12 protein-coding genes are annotated in these 16,812 nt (G+C 71.5%); 7 read left to right on the top strand and 5 right to left on the bottom strand.

What is annotated here, in order from left to right; translation table 11 throughout:
• Nucleotides 1-45 precede the first annotated feature (45 nt).
• The 5 genes from RM479_RS04050 to RM479_RS04070 are packed head-to-tail and all read left to right on the top strand — an operon-like array spanning nt 46 to nt 3,981.
• On the top strand, nt 46-402 hold the full coding sequence (locus tag RM479_RS04050) for a pilus assembly protein (RefSeq protein ID WP_311510446.1): 357 nt from the start codon (nt 46-48) through the stop codon (nt 400-402).
• Nucleotides 399-764, top strand: coding sequence for a TadE/TadG family type IV pilus assembly protein (locus RM479_RS04055; RefSeq protein ID WP_311510333.1), 366 nt, complete (start codon nt 399-401; stop codon nt 762-764). The genes RM479_RS04050 and RM479_RS04055 overlap by 4 nt, the downstream gene beginning before the upstream one ends.
• 39 nt (nt 765-803) lie before the next feature.
• Nucleotides 804-2,117, top strand: a complete 1,314-nt coding sequence (locus tag RM479_RS04060) for a CpaF family protein (protein ID WP_311510334.1) — start codon at nt 804-806, stop codon at nt 2,115-2,117.
• 12 nt (nt 2,118-2,129) lie between these two features.
• Nucleotides 2,130-3,062, top strand: a complete 933-nt coding sequence (locus RM479_RS04065) for a type II secretion system F family protein (RefSeq protein ID WP_311510335.1) — start codon at nt 2,130-2,132, stop codon at nt 3,060-3,062.
• A 13-nt stretch (nt 3,063-3,075) separates the two neighbouring features.
• Complete coding sequence (locus RM479_RS04070) at nt 3,076-3,981, top strand: type II secretion system F family protein (RefSeq protein WP_311510336.1); 906 nt, start codon at nt 3,076-3,078, stop codon at nt 3,979-3,981.
• Nucleotides 3,982-4,132: 151 nt separating this feature from the next.
• On the opposite strand, the gene RM479_RS04075 is transcribed toward RM479_RS04070, so the two are convergent.
• The 3 genes from RM479_RS04075 to RM479_RS04085 all read right to left on the bottom strand — a co-directional run bounded on the left by RM479_RS04075 (nt 4,133) and on the right by RM479_RS04085 (nt 8,787).
• Nucleotides 4,133-5,656, bottom strand: coding sequence for a protein kinase domain-containing protein (locus tag RM479_RS04075; RefSeq protein ID WP_311510337.1), 1,524 nt, complete (start codon nt 5,654-5,656; stop codon nt 4,133-4,135).
• 152 nt (nt 5,657-5,808) lie between these two features.
• A complete protein-coding gene (locus tag RM479_RS04080) occupies nt 5,809-7,584 on the bottom strand; it encodes a S8 family serine peptidase (protein WP_311510338.1) in 1,776 nt (591 codons plus the stop codon).
• A gap of 252 nt (nt 7,585-7,836) precedes the next feature.
• Nucleotides 7,837-8,787, bottom strand: a complete 951-nt coding sequence (locus RM479_RS04085) for a nitroreductase/quinone reductase family protein (RefSeq protein WP_311510339.1) — start codon at nt 8,785-8,787, stop codon at nt 7,837-7,839.
• Between the two features lie 579 nt (nt 8,788-9,366).
• Here RM479_RS04085 and RM479_RS04090 point away from each other — a divergent pair.
• Nucleotides 9,367-9,630, top strand: coding sequence for a hypothetical protein (locus RM479_RS04090; RefSeq protein ID WP_311510340.1), 264 nt, complete (start codon nt 9,367-9,369; stop codon nt 9,628-9,630).
• 34 nt (nt 9,631-9,664) lie between these two features.
• Here RM479_RS04090 and RM479_RS04095 read toward each other — a convergent pair whose 3' ends face one another.
• Both RM479_RS04095 and RM479_RS04100 read right to left on the bottom strand, forming a co-directional pair.
• On the bottom strand, nt 9,665-11,836 hold the full coding sequence (locus RM479_RS04095) for a serine/threonine-protein kinase (RefSeq protein ID WP_311510341.1): 2,172 nt from the start codon (nt 11,834-11,836) through the stop codon (nt 9,665-9,667).
• A gap of 2,464 nt (nt 11,837-14,300) precedes the next feature.
• Nucleotides 14,301-14,654 carry an ArsR/SmtB family transcription factor gene (locus RM479_RS04100; RefSeq protein WP_311510342.1) on the bottom strand — a complete coding sequence of 118 codons (354 nt, stop codon included), beginning with the start codon at nt 14,652-14,654 and terminating at the stop codon, nt 14,301-14,303.
• Nucleotides 14,655-15,055: 401 nt separating this feature from the next.
• On the opposite strand from RM479_RS04100, the gene RM479_RS04105 reads away from it, so the two are divergent.
• Nucleotides 15,056-16,063: an LLM class flavin-dependent oxidoreductase gene (locus RM479_RS04105; RefSeq protein WP_311510343.1), complete on the top strand. Its 1,008-nt coding sequence runs from the start codon at nt 15,056-15,058 to the stop codon at nt 16,061-16,063.
• The last annotated feature ends 749 nt before the right edge of the window (nt 16,064-16,812 follow it).

Here is a 16,812-nt window from a genome sequence, read left to right on the forward strand (position 1 = left end):
ACCCGCCGCCCCGACCGTGAGCGATCGGACCGGGGCGGGGTCCTCGTGGAGTTCGCCGCGGTGGTGCCGTTCCTGATGCTGGCGCTGGCCCTGGTGTGGCAGGTGCTGCTGCTCGGGATCACCTCCATGTACGCCTCGCACGGGGCCGCCGAGGCGGCCCGGCAGGCGGCGGTCACCCCCGACGACATGGGGCGCGTGGACGAGGAGGCCCGCAAGCGGGTCCGTCCCCCCTGGGACGGGGCGGACACCATGACCGTGGAGATCGTCGAACGCGACGGAGTCCGCTACGCGCGGGTCACCCTGGCCATGCCGATCTTCCTGCCGGGGGCGAGCGGGCCGTGGGACATCGCCGCCGAATCCCGGATCGTCCCCGAGATCCGACCACGCGGGGACGTGTCGTGACCGCCCGTCGGCGTCGCCGCGACGACCGGGGCGGCCCACTGCTGGAGTTCGCCATGGCCTTCCCGGTGCTGCTGCTCACCGCGGTCGTCGCCATCGAGGCGTTCCTGGCGTTCGTGGCCACCGAACGGTTGGAGTCGGCGGCCCGGTCGGGGGCCCGTGTCGCGGGCGCCCAGGGGTTGGAGGGGGCCGAGGCCACGGCACGGGAGTCCCTGCCGTCCTGGCTCGACGAGGCGACCGTCACCAGCGGTGCCAACGATCACGAGGGTTTCTACGTGCAGGTGTCCCACCCGTTGCCGGTCGTGTTCTCCTCGGCGGGATTCGGGCTCACCGTGACGCGACGGGTGGACATGCCGAATGTGTGACACGGGGCGGTGCCCCACAGGGGGAAGGGGTCGACGGTCATGGGGTTGAAGGACCGGTTGGAAGAAGACCGCGCCGTCGAGGCGCGCACCGATCGCGGCAGCGTGACGCACTGGCGTCGGCGGCTGCTGGAGGAGATCAACCTGGAGGACCTGACCCGGCTCACCCTGGCCCAGCGCCGGGTGCGGTTGGAGAAGGTCGTCGGGCACATCCTCACCCGCGAGGGGCCGGTGCTCTCGGACCGGGAACGGTCACTGCTCATCCGCAGGGTGGTCGACGAGGCGCTCGGCCTGGGCGTCCTCGAACCGCTGCTCGCCGACGAGACCATCACCGAGATCATGGTGAACGGACCCGACAACGTGTTCATCGAACGCGGTGGGCGCATGCAGCGGGTGGACGCCGCGTTCAACGGCGAGGAACAGCTCTACCAGACCATCGACCGTATCGTGTCGCTGGTCAACCGCCGGGTGGACGAGTCCTCGCCGATGGTCGACGCGCGCCTGCCCACCGGTGAGCGGGTCAACGTCATCATCCCGCCGCTGTCGCTGTCGGGTCCGGTCCTCACCATCCGGCGGTTCCCCAAGCCCTATCCCATCGACGAACTGGTGCGGATGGGCAGCCTGGACCAGGCCACCGGAGTACTGCTGTCGGCGATGGTGCGCGCGCGGTTCAACGTGGTGGTGTCCGGCGGTACGGGCACCGGTAAGACGACGTTCCTCAACGCCCTGTCGGGGTTCGTGCCGCCCACCGAACGCATCGTCACCATCGAGGACTCCGCCGAACTCCAGCTCATGCAGGAGCACGTGGTGCGGCTGGAGTCGCGTCCGCCCAACATCGAGGGCCGGGGCGAGGTGGCCATCCGCGACCTGGTGCGCAACGCGCTGCGCATGCGACCGGACCGGATCATCGTCGGTGAGGTCCGCGGCGAGGAGACCATCGACATGCTCCAGGCCATGAACACCGGCCACGACGGGTCCCTGGTGACCGTGCACGCCAACTCGGCCGACGACGCCATCCACCGGCTCCAGACGCTGGCGACGATGGGCGACGGGCGGATCCCCTACGAGGCGATCCGCGACCAGATCAACAACGCGGTCGACGCCATCGTGCACCTGGGGCGGTGGCCGGACGGGTCGCGGCGGATCAACGAGATCAGCGTGGTCTCGTCCAAGCGCCGGGAGGAGTTCCGGCTGGACCCGGTGCTGCGCTTCGAGGCGCTGCCGCTCGGCCCGAACCGGACGGTGGACGGGCGGTTCCTGCACTTCCCGCTGCCCCGGAACGTGGCCGAGCGGATCCACCACAGGGGCGAGACCGTCCCCGCGGTGTTCGGTGTGGTCCCCGAAGCCGGTCGGTGAGAGGAAGACACGATGAACTGGCAGATGGCGGTGATCCTCACCGGCCTCGCGATGGTGCTGCTGATCGCGCTGTGGGCGTTGTGGCAGTTCGTCGCCAGCGCCGAACAGCGGCGGCTCATCGCCGCCCGCAGCGCCTTGGACCAGGTCGAGCACGCGGCGTCCACACCCCTGGCCCGGTTCGAGCGGGCACTCCACCGCACCCAGTGGGGCGCCCGCCTGCACCGCCGGATCGCCAGGTCGGGGACGGACCTGAAGGTGTCGACGTTCGTGCTCGGCCTGGTCGGCGGGGCGCTGCTGGCGGTGATCGTGGTGTGGCAGGTGCTGGCCCCGTTCTTCGGGCTGCTGGCCGCGGCGGGGGTGGCGTTCCTGTTCTTCTCGTACCTCAACCGGGCCGAGGTCAAGCGCCGTGAGGAGTTCACCGGACAGCTGCCGGACCTGGCCCGGGTGCTGGGCAACGCCACCTCCGCGGGGTTGGCGCTGCCGACCGCGGTGGCCATCGCCGCCGAGGAGCTCGACGGGCCGGCCGGGGAGGAGCTGCGGAGGATGACCGAGTCGATGAAGCTCGGCGCGTCCTTCGAGGAGGCCGTCGCCGAGCTGCGCGAACGGATGCCCTCCCGCGAGCTGGGGGTGCTGCTGTCGACACTGCTGGTGGCCTCGCGCTCGGGCGGTTCGCTGGTCACGGCGTTGCGCAACATCTCCGCCACCTTGGAGAACCGCAAGGAGACCCGGCGCGAGGTGCGGACCATCCTGAGCGAGACCACCAGCACGGTGTGGGCGCTGGGCTTCATGTCGGTGGGCGCGCTGTTCCTGATCAACGCGATCGAACCGGGGATCCTGCGGACCATGACCACCTCGGCGGCGGGTATCGGCGTCCTCCTGGTGGTGGCGGCGCTGTTCTCCATCGGTTTCCTGTTGGTGTCCCGCATCACCAAGTTCGACCTGTGACGAGGAGCCTGTGATGAACCTGGCGTGGGTTCCCATCGCGCTGTCCGCGGCAGCCGCCCTGCTCGTACCGCTGGCGGCGTACGGGGTGCACCTGATGATGTCGCAGACCCGGGTACGGGTGGACGACTCCCTCGCACGCCTGCCCAAGACGAAGGCGGAGGGCACCTTCGTCCTGCACCGGATCACCGAGGCGATCGGGCGGCCGTTCTCGGGGCTCGTGCTGGATTCGCTCAGCGAGGCCCGACGGCGCTCCATCACCCGGAGGATCGAGGTCGCGGGGCGGCCCGACGGGCTCACCCTGGAACGCTACCTGCGGCGCAAGATCGGCGAGATCTCCCTGTACGGGTCGCTGGGCGTGCTGATGTTCGTGGCCGACAGCCCGCTCATCGGGCTCGTCGTGCTGGCGTTCGCCGGGCTCACGGACCTCAACCTGTACGTACAGGCCCAGGAGCGCGCCGACCGGGTGCAGTCCCAGCTGCCGGACTTCCTGGACGTCCTGGCCGTGACGGTCAGCGCGGGGCTGTCGTTCCGCGCCGCGGTGGCGCGGGTGGCCGAGTCCATGCCGGGGGTGCTGGCCGACGAGTTCACCCTGGCGCTGAGGCAGATGGAACTGGGCACCTCACGCCGGGAGGCGTTCGAGACCCTGCGTCGCCGCAACCGCAACGACTCCCTGAGCAAGTTCGTCACCGCCATCCAGCAGGCGGAGGAGCTGGGGGCGCCGCTCAGCGACACCCTGGTGAACATCAGCCAGGACATGCGCCGTGAGGACGCCCAGTACATGCGCCGCAAGGCCCAGCGCCTGAACCCGCGCGTCACCATGATCACGGCGGTGACGCTGCTGCCGGGCCTGCTGCTGCTCATCGTCGGCTCCATGTTCCTCGGCACCGACGTCGACCTGGGGAGCATCCTGGGAGGCTGAAACGTGTTCCGCGGATGCCGCTCGGACACGGCGACGGTCACCGGGGACCGGTTCGCGGCTCATCCGCGGAGGACCCGTCGGGTGGCACGACGAGCGTGTACGCCGCCCGGTCCCGTGCGCCCGCGTCAGATGCGGCGCACGCGCCCAACGGTCACAGAAATCCCACCCGGAACAGCATCACCACCAGCACACCGAGTAGCAGCGCACTCACCACGGCGGCATTGACCAGGAGCGACGTCCGCCCGTGCTGCGCCGCTCCGCGCGCCGGCGTGGCGATCGTTCCGGCCGCCTCCCCGGGAGCGTTCCGGGGCGTCACGGGTCGCCCGGCCGCCGGGGCGCCCGACACGGGGTGGACGCCGAAGCCCGTGGGGGCGCCGCCCGCCCGCGCATAGGGGAAGGGCGGGGTGCCGAGGCCTCCCGGAGCGAGGGGGGTGCCCGGCGCGAGGGGGGCGGGAGCCGCGCCGGCCACGGCGGAGCCTTCCAAGGTGACGGGGTCGGTGTAGATGCCGAACCCCGTGGGAGCGGCGCTGTCCGCTCCCGGCGGACCCGTGGGTCCGGTGGTCCCGGGGCGCCCCGGAACGGTGGTGGTGTCCGTGGTGTCCGCGGCTTCCGGAGGGGTCGCCTCACCGGGGGAGGCGACGCCCGTCTCCACGGGGGTCTCCGGCGCCTCGGCGCCGGAGACGCCGAAGGCCGACGGGACCGTGGTGTCCTCGGTGGAGGAGACGTCCCCCGGGGTGGGGACGACGGGGGTCACCGGGGCGACGGGACCGGGTGGAACACTCGCGGGACCGCGGGTACCCGACAGGGCGGCGCGGAGGCGGTCCGCCGTCGGTGCGGCGTCACCACCGTCGAGGTGGCGCAGGGCCGCGGCGAGTGTCTCCTCCGCCGACGGACGGTCGTCCGGGTTCGGCGACAGCGCACCCGCGACGACCTCGCGCAGGCTCTGCGGCACCCCCTCCAGGTCGACCGTGTCCTGACGGGCGCGCCGCTCCATCTCCACCAGGGCCGCGCGTTCGCCCAACCGCGACGCCGGCGACTCCCCGAACGGCTCCCGAGCGGTCGCCGCCAGCACCACCAGGCACGCCCAGCCGAACACGTCCGCCGCCGGGGTCGGCCGCCCCCCGCCGTAGACCTCCGGTGCCACCCATCCCGAGACGCCCCGCAGTCCGGGTGCGACCGGGGCCGCCGCCCGTCGGCCCAGCCCGGTGTCGAGGACGCGCGGCCCTCCGTCGGTGAGGACCACCGTGTCCGGTCCGACCTGCCCGTGCGCGGTCCCCTGCCGGTGGAGCACCGCCAGCGACTCGGCCACCGCCGCCGCGAGGACGACCGCTCCCCAGGGCGGCAACGCCCCCCGCGCGGCCACGTGCCCGCGCAGGTGCGGCCCCGGCTGGTCGGGCAGTACCGCCCACGGTCTCCCGTCGAGGGTGCCCGTCTCGATCACCCCCACCGCGCACACGCCCGCGCCGTCGGGCTCGGGGAGCACCGGGTCGGCCTCCTCCGCTCGGGCGAGGGCGACCAGGACCGGTTCCCCCTCCGCCGGGCGCGCGGCGTACAGGACGGCGCCCCCGCCGTCGAGCACCCGTCCCTCGATCCGGTGCCCGCCGATCTCCCGGGGGTCGTCGGAGGTGAGCGGTTCGGTGTGCGCGGTCAGCCTCGGCGCGGGGTTCGACGTCATGGGGGATATGCCTCCGTTGTCCTTTGACGACACCATCGTCGCCCCTGGCGCACCCTCCGGCAAACCCGTGTCCGGTCACGGCCGGCCCAAAGGTGCGACCCCTCCCCCGGGGGTTCGGGGAGGGGTCGCCGGGATGGGTACGGGAGTGGGTGTTACAGGGTGATCCTCTTGGAGGTCGAACCGGTCGCGCCGTCGGCGTCGGTGACGGTCAGCGTGACGACGTAGGTGCCGGACCGCGGGTAGAAGTGCCAGGTGGAGACACCGCTGCCGGTGTAGCCGTCACCGAAGTCCCAGGAGTAGGACACGATCGGGGCGTCGCCCGCCGTGGAGGACGAGGCGTTGAACTCGCAGAGGTAGAAGAAGGTGTAGCACCCGCCGCCGAAGGCGGCCGTGGGGCCCTCGCCTCCGCCGGGGGATCCCACCGACACGGTCGCGGTGGTGCTGTCGGTCGCCCCGGAGTCGTCGGTGACCGTGAGGGTCACGGTGTAGTCGCCTTCGGCGCCGTAGGTGTGCTCCACGGTGGCGCCGCTGTCGCCGGAGCCGTCGCCGAACTCCCAGTCCCAGCCGGTGATCTCACCGTCGGAGGTGGAGGCGGAACCGTCGAACGAGCAGGTCAGCGTGGCGTCGTCGCAGGCGTGGGTGAGCGAGGCGACCGGCCCTTCGGGCGGCGCGCCGTCCCCGTCCGCCGGGAAGACGTCCGGGTCGCCGACGTCCAGCAGCGGCTCGTGGTACCCGTCGTTGGAGGTGTCGGTCCAGTCGTGGTTGCCGGCGCCGATCAGGGTGGCGTAGATCGCGTTGACGCCGTTGCGGTCGCTGGGCTTGGCGTCGCCGACGGCCAACAGCGCCAGGCCGCCCGCGGCGTGCGGGGCGGCCATGGAGGTGCCGCTCTTGCTGCCGTATCCGCCACCGGGAACGGTGGAGACGACGCACGAGCCCGGAGCGGCGATCTCGACGACCTGACCGTAGTTGGAGAAGTAGGACAGGGTGTCGTCGTCGTCACCGGTGCAGGGAAGCGTCCCGCCGGTGCCGCCGGGGGCACCGTCGGAGTCGGCCATCGAGGAGACGGTGAGGACGTCGGGGTGGTTGGCGGGGAAGAAGTTCGCCGCGTTGCGGGAGCTGTTGCCGGCCGCGACCGCGAAGGCGACCCCGGAGTCGACGGCGGAGGCGATCGCCTGGCTGATGGCCTGGTCGGAGCAGCCCTCACAGCCCAGGCTCATGTTGGCGACGGCGATGTCCCCGGCGTTGGCGACGACGTAGTCCACACCCGCGGCGATGCCGGCCAGGGAGCCGCTGCCGCCCGCGCTGAGGACCTGGACGTTCCAGATGTCGGCGCCGGGGGCGATGCCGACGACGCCCTGGTCGTTGTCGATGGCCCCGATGGTGCCCGCGACGTGGGTGCCGTGCCCGTTGCCGTCGGTGGCGGTGTTGGCCACACAGGTGCCGCTGGTGCAGTTGACGGAGTTCACCACGTTGAGGTCGGGGTGGGCCCCGTCGACACCGGTGTCCAGGACGGCGACGGCCACGTCGGGCACGTAGTCGTCCTGCCCGTTGATGGCCAGGTTGGGGTTGTCGGGGGCGAAGGTGCGGGCGATGCCGTTCGGCACGTCCTGGTCGAAGGTGTGGACCGGCTGGTCCTCCTGGACGTAGGCCACCTCCGGGTCCCGGAGGAGGTCCGCGGCGTCGGCGGCGGTCATCTCGGCCGCGTAACCGGTGAGGGCGTGCTCGTAGACGCCGATGGGGTCGTCGTCGTGACGTTCGGCGACCTCTTCGGGCGAGGCGGACTCGTCCAGGACGACGATGTAGGTGCGCTCGGTGACGTCGGAGGTGTCGAGGAAGTCCGGGACCTCCTCCGCGAGGGCCGGCGTTGCGAACATGACAGGCAGCAGGGCGACGGCCGCGAGGACCGCGCCTACCTTGCTCTTGCGCATGATGCGGAGAACCCTTCGGGGGGATGGTGGGGGACGGGGGATGTGGAAGGGTGGCCACCCGACACTCATGATCCGTCACGGAGGGCGACCCGGACCATACGTGTTCGCTACGTAACCTCGGCTGTGCCGGGGGTCCTACGTAGGGCCCTCCTCGCCGCTACCGACCCCTCCCCCACCGTCCCCGGAGGGCACCGACCCAGCCCGAGGGCGGGTCGGGCCCGGGGTCCCCTCGCGGGTCGAACGTCCGACCCGTCAGCCGGTCGGCAGCGGGATCGCCGCCAGGACCGGGAGGAGGGTGGCCTCCTCGTGGTCGAGGTGGGCCTCCAGTTCCCGGCTCATCCGGTCCAGCTCCGCGCCGAACGCGCGCGGGTCCGCGGTGGCGAGCCCGGCGAGGAGTGCCTGGAGGTCGGCGCGGATGCGGTCGACCGTGCGGTGCTCCTCCGACAACCGGCGCAGGGTGTCGGCCAGGTGCGGGTGCCGCTCGGCCAAGGCGGGGAACATCATCTCCTCCTTGTCGTGGTGCGTGTGCAGGGACTCGCAGAAGCCCAGACAGTGCTGGCGCAGCTGCAACGTGAGCCCGGGGGCGGGGACGGCGCCCTCCCGGGCGGCGCGCTCGTCACGGTCGGCGAGGTAGGCGTCGGTCTCCTCGCGTACCCGGAGGAGTTGCCCGCGCAGCCACCGGTGCACCCGGACCAGCGCCTCGGCGAGGTTCGCGGCGGGGGTGGTCTCCTCCTCGGCCATCGGCTCCAGGGCGATCACCGGCAGGATCCGTTCGGTCCCGTCCTGGTAGTCGCCGTATCCGGGTACCCGTCGGGCGACCTCGGCGAAGAGCGCGTCGCGGTCGTCGCCTTCGGCGGGCACCGCGATCGCGGCGAACTCCTCGGTGCCCAGTTCGACGCGCACCATGGGGTGTGCGAGCAGGTTGTGGTACCAGGCGGGGTGCCGGTCGGATCCGCCGGCGGATCCGATGACGAGCAGCCGTCCGTCGACGCGGACGTAGCCCAGCGGGGTGGTGTGCTCGTGGCCGCTGCGCGCGCCGACGGTGGTGAGCAACAGCAGGTCTCCGCCTTCGAACATGCCGCCGACGCGGCCCCCGTTGGCGCGGAACTCCGCGACGACGGGCTCGTTGAAGTCACTGACGTGCGGTTCGGGTCGGTCGAACGGCCCCGGGGTGTCGGGGGTCTCGTCGGTCCGGGCTCTCAAGAGGTGTCCTCCTCGGGACGGGTCGGGTCGGTGGGGGCGGCCGTCCCAGAGGAGAGCGTGCGCACCGGACGGTGGCACGGGACGTCGCGGGCGCTCCGGCGCACGAACGGGACCGGTGGCGCGCGAGCGCACAAGGGAATGCGAAGGGACTTCGGGGAGGCCGCGGTGCGGGCTCACGGGCACGGCCGACGGCCGTGTCCGGATGCCGGTTCGGCTAGGCGCGGTGCGCGATGTGGTGGTTCACGATCGACTCCCGATGGTCCTGGTGCCTCCATGCCGACCCGACCGGCCCACTGCTCTTGGTCGAGGACACGCGACACGGCCGTGACGTTACCCGGCCCGCTCGGAGATGTCCACCGTGGTGGGTGGGGCCCGCCCCACCGGGGATCGACGGGTCGGCCCCGGCGACTCCCGCACCCGATCTCCGTAGGTTCGGAGCCTCACGAGACGTGCGCACGGCGCACGCGTACGGTGCACGGAAGGGAACAGCATGGCTTCGCACGTCCACGGACGGGCCACGCCCTCCGGAGGGGGACACCCGCCGGGCGGTCCCCGGCCCCCGACCTGTCCCGGGGGTTCATGTTGTTCATCGCGCTGGTCAACGCGCGGTTCTTCCTCACCGGCCCCGATCCGGTCCGCTCCCTCGCCGATCAGATCGTGACGTTCGTCCAGTCGACCCTGGTCAACGGGCGGGCGATCCCTTTGTTCGCGCTGCTGTTCGGCTACGGCGCGGTGATGATCACGCGCCGGGTGCGGGCGGCCGGCGGCGGGTGGATCCACGTGCGACGCCTGGTGCGGGGGGCCGACATCCGGGTGCCGGCCCCGGGCGGGCCGACACCGTGAACCGACGTCGCGGGATGCCTCACGTCCGGGGCCGTCACTCCCCCGTGGGGCGTACGGCGCGCTGCACGTCCTCGGGCTCGGGGACCCCCACGTCGAGGTCCCCGTCGACGCCGACGAACGTGTAGCGGGTGTACCAGTACTCCGGCTCGGGGACCGGCTCGGTGAAGGCCGCCGGGAGCCGTTGGGCGATCGGCCGACCGTTGAGCACGTAGCCGCCCTGGGGTGCGCCCTCGGTCGCGAACGCCAACGGGACCCCGTCCTCGGTGGCCACCAGGGTGAACCCGATCTCCTCCGACGCGGTCTCCGGCAGGAAGGTCCCTTCGACGAGCACGGCCGGAACCTCGTCGGGCGGGTCCTCCCCCGCCAGGTGTCCGTAGGCGTCCTCCACGGGTCCGGGCGCGGCGAACACCGTCTCCTCCTCGGAGGTGACGGTGCCGGTCTCCACGACCCGGGCCAACGGTTCGAGGATGCGCTCGGGGTCGAACACCGCCTCGGAGGCGCCCAGGTCCGTGGCGGCGGCCGGCGCCCACACGGCGGGCCCGTTCCACGCCGTGGTCCCGCTGTACAGCAGTTCCCCGTCGACGAACATCAGATCAGCGGCCCGGGCGCCGCTGACGGTACTGGTCCAGCGCACGGCCTCGGGGTCGGCCTGGTACAGCACCCGGTCGAACAGGGTGGGGGAGGCCGCCGTGTTCCCGGGCAGCGGCTGCCCGTAGCCCTCGCCGTTGCCGGCGTGGGTGAGGATGGTCATCTCCAGGGTCCGGGCCGCCGTCAACCGGTCCAGAGAGGCCGCCACCAGGTCGATGCCGGTGGGCGGGGCGCTCTCCTGCGGGTCGTTCGCGTCGGTGCCCGGGGTTTCGGAGACGGGTTCGGCGTCCTGGGCCAGGGCGTCGAACAGCACGTAACCGCCGCCGCCCGCCACCGCGAGCGCGAAGCAGCAGGCGGCGCCCACGGCGAGAACCCGTCCGGCACCGCCGCCACGACGTTCGCGTCGACGCCGGTCGGCACGGCCGCCCTCGGCGCCCGTTCCCTCGCTGTCCCGGTCGGTGTCCCGGTCGGTGGCCCGGTCGTCGGGGCCGCTTCGGACCTCGTGGTCCGCCGCGTCGTACCCGTCGCCGGTCGCCGCCGCCGTGACCGGGGCGTCGCTCCCCGGGGCGGGGACCATCTTCAGTTCGCCCGTGATGGGGTCGCGGGTGCTGACGAGCCGGCGGGCGTTCTCCACCTTGGCGGGCGTCCAGGTCCGGCGCCCCGACGCGGCGGCCTCCGCGTCCAGTCCGCGGGCCGCCTGGGCCCACCGTTCGGGCCGGTGCCAGGCCACGTCCACGTAGGGCCAGTGGGAGCGGACGAACCCGTGGAACCGGTCGCCCCACGCCTCGCGGGGGGTGTCCTCGGACACCCCCAGCAACAGCAGGCATTCGAGGTGGATCTCCTCGGCGGAGGGACGCCGGGCCGGGTCGCGGTCCAGGGCCCGTGCCAGGATCCGGGCCGGGCCCGGGGGGATCACGGACAGGTCGACGCCGGCGTTGGTCCGGGCGACCGCCTCCGACTGCGAGGCGATGGTGCCGAACGGAGGCAGGCCGGTGGCGGCGAAGAGGACCGTACAGGCCCACGAGAAGACGTCGGAGGCCTCGTCGGGGCGTTTCCCGGCGTAGCGTTCGGGGGCCAGCCACCCCGGGCTGCCGATGGTGGTGTTCGAGTCGCCGTCGTCGACCTGGCGGGCCAGCCCGAAGTCGACCAGACGCGGACCGGCCGCCGTCACCAGGACGTTGCCGGGTTTGACGTCGCCGTGGGGGACACGCCCGGCGTGCACCGCCGTCAGGGCCTCGGCGATGCCCGCGGCCAGCACCAGGAGCGTCTGACCGCCGAACGGTCCGCGGACCCCCGCGTGCACACCGAGGTCGAGGGCGGGCAGGTACTCGACCGCGGCCCAGGGTCGGTTGCGGTGGACGCCGCAGTCGAGCACGCCGAGCCCGTACTCGCCGCGTGGACGACGCGGGTCGAGGACCGCGTCGGGGGCGGTGGCGGACACCCACTCCTCGTTCATGACCTTGAGCGCCAGCGCGTGGCCCTCGGGGGTCACGGCGGCGTGGACGACACCGAGGCCGGAGGCGCCGAGGCGGCCGATCAGCCGGTGCGCGCCCACCCAGGGCGGGTCCTCGGGCAGGAGGGGCCGGATGTGCGGTGGTAAGACGACTGTCGATGCCATGGGGGGGTTCGCTTTCCACTCTCCGGGTCCGGGTGTCGGCGACGACGGGACCCTGGCGCGCGTGTTCGGCGCGTACCGAACGTACGTTCCCGGACGCTCCGGGGACGACAGGGCACGAGAACCACCCGCCATACGTGTGGTGAGAACCCTGGGAACGGCCGTCGGTTCGCCCGGTGACAGATTATGTGCCGGCCTTGGACGAAAAAAGGATATGCGCACCATCGGTCCCGTACATCACGGATCCAGGAGGTTCCGTGGCCGATCACGGCCATGGAGGCGCCAAAGAACACCGCCGAAAAAACGGGTTCTCGCCCGTTCCGTATCCGTTCGCACCACCTTTACCATGATTCTCGCGATTCATCGGTCATCTCGACGGAAGAATACGCGGCCGACCGGATCGCCGGATCAGCGGGGTCTCGGTGACGGAGGGCCGATCACCGGGCCCCGGGGCGTGGCGCGAGGGTCTCTCACCCGGTGCGGCCGGGGACGCGAGGCGTCGTTCCAGCCGCAACAGGTGTCCTTCCCTCGCTCTCGGGGCCGGCGCGCGGCCCCAGGCCCCTCGGCGGCCGTTCCCCGGAGGCGATCGCCTCCCGTTCCCCGCCCTGCGGCCCGTGACCGCAGGCCGCCCCGAGCGCGGAGGAGGGACCCCCTCCGATCGTCGCCTCCGGCGGCGCGTCCGCACCGGCCCACCGGGCCGAGGACGCACGGAGGGTGTTCCGCTCCGGTCACCGGAATGACCGGTGAAGACGCTGCCGCGAGAGAGCCGCGCCGCTCCAGGGGACATGACCCGGAAGAGGACGCCTCTCCTCCTCGTCACCCCTGGAGTGACACGGCCCGTGTACGGACCCGGCCCTTTCGGAGGCGGCCCTTTCGGAGGCGTCCCGGGGCGATGACCCCGCCCGGCGCGTCCACGGGCGCCCTCCTCTCCCCCGCGTGGGAGGTCGTGACCACCGCCCCCGGGGCGAGGGACGTACGCAAACGATATTTCGGATATGAACTCACAAAGCGCCGACAACCAAGGGATTCGATATCCGATGGCCCCATGCGGCCGGCCCGACACGGCCGGTTCGGCACGGACCCGAAAGTGATCCCTCTGGACCGGATCGGTTCCGTCGACCGAGAGGACTCGCGGAGGGGAAGAGAAGAATCGAGCGCTGGAACGGCGGAGAGGGAGCGGTGGTCACGGCGACCCGATTCGACGAGGACCACTCCCCTCCCCCCACTCCCCACGACCTTGGAACGACAGAAAGGTGAGGATATTTCAGAGCCATCCGAAGGACAGAACGCACCGATCCGATCTGAAAAAGCGAGAACCGCGAAGTCGCTCACCACGGAATCTTTTCGTACCTGAAATACGAGCGACATATGTTCATCTCCGACCACCACTCCCTCGCTCTTTTCCGGAACCCCGCCGTTCGCGCCCGGCGGCCGAACCTGGCACGTGCCACCGGACGCGCGGTCGCAACGACCGGCGCCCCGGCCGCCGCGACCGCCAAGCGCCAACGGCGCACGAGGAAGGTCGTTCCGTACCGATTCGCCCCTTGAAAACATCCCGAGTCGGCCTCGACGACCCCCAGCACGTCGGCTTCGAGCTGCGCATTCGACCGCACCACGGGGATTCGGACACCCCGTCACCACGCCGATCGGCGTGGTCGCGTTCGCCAAAACGACGACACCCGACAGTGTTCTCGTGCATACTCAGAGCAGTGGCCCCCGAAGGGGGGAAGCGATTGGGAACGACGCTCTCGGCGAGAGGGGTGCGCACGCTCGTGCGCATGCCGAGAACCCGCACGGGGGCCACTACCGACCGATTTCGAACACCTCGTTTGCGCAGGGTTCGCGGCAAGGTATAGAACTTGGTCGGGGGCCGAGGAAAAGGACTGCGTTCTCCATACCCGGCCCCGCACAAGCCACAATAAAACGGGGGATGGCAGGTGGGCCCGGAGAGGTACAACGGGCCCACCTGCCACGTTTTTCCTACGTCCACCCGTATGCGAATCCGTTCTTCGGCTTCGGTGGGGAGAACTGCTCGGACCCGATCCCCCTCCCGCCCGGGGGGCGTCCCTTCGGTCCCGCCCGCATCATGAGAGCACCGGCGCACCTCGACTGCGACGAGAAGATGACAGACCGAAACCGACTTTCTTGCCTAACCCGCCTGGAATCCCGATTCCGCGTCGATGGATTTCCATGATTCTCGGCGACAGCGCCGACCTTTCCCCTAAGGTGAGTGCTGCGGCCCCCGGCCGGGATCACCGTCCGATCCCGTTCTCGGGTGCTGAACGTTACCGAGGGCGGGCGGCGCCTCACGCCCCCGTTCACTCCTACTCCTGGGGGTGAGGGGTTCCGTCCGCCTTCTCGACCATGCCGCCGCCCGGCGCGCGGGCGCGGAAAGCAGGGATCCGGGGCCGGTGGGCGAGCGGCGGGTGCGGCGCGGGGCCGGCGGTGGGAGGACGGACCGCCCGCTCTACGAGACCTGGTCGCGCAGACCCGCCCCCTGGCAGGTGGCGGCATCCCGACAGGACAGCACGGTCTCCAGGAGTCCGGGGAAACGCCGCTCCACGTCCCGGTCGCGCAAGGAGATGAAACAGCGGGTGCCCTCGGTGCGGCTCTGCACGAGGCCGGCGTTGCGCAGGATCTTCAGGTGGTGGCTCAGCGTCGACTGCGCGATCGGCAGGTCGATGTCCTTCCAGGCGCGTTCGCCGCTCCTCGCGGCGAGCATCCGCACGATCTTCAACCGGGTGGGTTCGGCCAGCGCGGCCAGCACCGTCACCAGCTCGACCCCGTCGAGCCTGGGGTGCTCGGGCTCCCTGGGTGCCAAGACGGGCCTCCTCCTGCGGCGCCCGGCGGGGAGCCGGGCGGGATCGTCGTCGATCTCACTCCCTCGCCGCCCCGCACGGTGGGTCGGGGTGACCGGAGGTCACAGCGGTCCGGATCCCCCGCGGTCCCCGAGGGGACGGGGCGCTGTGCACACCAGCATAGCCAGGTGGGTGGACCCTCCCGCCGCCGCTTCGGCCGCCGCCCCACCACCTCCGAGCCGCCACTCGACCGCCTCCCGGTCGCCTCAAGGTCGCCGCTCAGGACAGAGGTCGAGCGAAGAGGACAGCCGTGGGTGTATCTTCATATTCGATATTCATCGAACATCGAACGTGTTGGTCGCCGCCGAGTCGACCAGGGCACCCGACGAGGTCCGTGAACGCGCCTCGGGGAGAGGAAACACCCATGTCCACCGTCACCCTGTCCGTGCTCGACCACGCGAGCATCACCGAGGGTTCCACCCCGGGGCGGGCGCTGCGCGACGCCCGCGATCTCGCCCGGCACGCTGAGCGGCTCGGTTACCGGCGGTTCTGGCTGTCCGAACACCACAACATGCAGGCCATCGCCAGCGCCGCCACCTCGGTCTCCCTCGGTTTCATCGCCGAGGGCACCTCGACCATCCGGGTCGGCGCGGGCGGCGTCATGCTCCCCAACCACTCCCCCCTGGTCATCGCCGAACAGTTCGGCACCCTGGAATCCCTGTACCCCGGGCGGATCGACCTCGGCCTGGGCCGGGCCCCGGGTACCGACCCGCGCACCATGATGGCGCTGCGCCGCGACCACAGCGCCGCCTCGGCGTTCCCGCACGACGTCCAGGAATTGCAGTCCTACTTCGAGCCCGCCGAACCCGGACGGCCGGTACGCGCGATCCCCGGCGAGGGCCTGAGAGTGCCCCTGTGGATCCTGGGTTCGAGCCTGTTCGGCGCCCAGTTGGCGGCGCAGCTCGGACTGCCCTACGCCTTCGCCTCCCACTTCGCCCCCGACGCCCTGTACGAGGCGCTGAAGGCCTACCGGGAGGACTTCCGGCCGTCACGGCAGCAGGCGGAACCGTACGCGATGGCCGGGGTGAACGCGTTCGTCGCCGACACCGACGCGGAGGCCCATCGCCTGTTCACGAGCATGCAGCAGGCCTTCCTGGGGACCGTGCGCGGGGCGCGCGGTCTGTTGCGCCCGCCGGTGGACTCCCTCGACACCATGTGGCGTCCGGGAGAGCGGGAACGCCTGGAACACATGCTTCGTTACTCGTTCGTGGGCTCCCCGGAGACTGTGCGCCGCAAGCTCGAACTGTTCGTCACCGACACGGGCGTGGACGAGGTGATGGTGTCGTCGATGATCTACGACAAGCAGGCCCGTCTGCGTTCCTTCGAGCTGCTGGCGGATGTCGCCGGACTGAACGGTCCCTCAGCGGAATGAGCCCCGTTCCCCCGGCCCCGGGAGTACCGGGCAAGGGTGGCGGCGTGGGACGACGTTGTTGGCAGGCAACGGTGCCGTCCTTCCGGGCCGGGAGGAGAGAACGGGCCGGGCACCGCGCCTCGTGAGAGACGCGGTGTCCGGCCCTTCGCCATCCGGGGCCGGCTCGGGGCGTGTCCGGGGGCCGGAGTACGGGTCCGCGTCAGTCGCCCCCGCCGCCACCGAAATCGCGATCGCCCTGGCCCGAGCCGACCCCGGGGCCGAAATCCAGGGGGCCACGGAGTGTGCGCGTGGGCGACGCCGAGAGGGACAACGGCTTCGCAGGCTGCCTCGGTCACGGCCCCGAGGAGATGTGAAGCCCTGGAGAGCGAGTGGCCGGTGTGCCGCCCGAGGTTTTCGAAGTGCGCTGCTCTCTGGCTGCCCGGTACGTGTGACCTGGTAATTCGCAGCGTAGTCGGGAAATCCGCAGGTGGTGGTGACTTCTCACGGGACGCCTGGGATAATGGTGACCTATCGAACACGGAACGTTACCTCGTTTCGTGCGCGCTTCACCGAGACGGGTTTCGCATTCGGATGCGCGCGGGAAGCGGGCCGCGGGTGTTCACACCAGGATTCTCATAGATGCCCGGAAGGTGCCCTGTGGACAAGGTGTGATGGTGGGATACGCCGGGCATCGAGAAGAGGGGTGGCCACATCCGGCCAGGCCCCGGGGCACACCCGGGGTTCGTGCCGGATAGTGAGGATCCCGAGGT

Source organism: Nocardiopsis lambiniae (genome assembly GCF_031845465.1).
Lineage (GTDB): Bacteria > Actinomycetota > Actinomycetes > Streptosporangiales > Streptosporangiaceae > Nocardiopsis > Nocardiopsis lambiniae.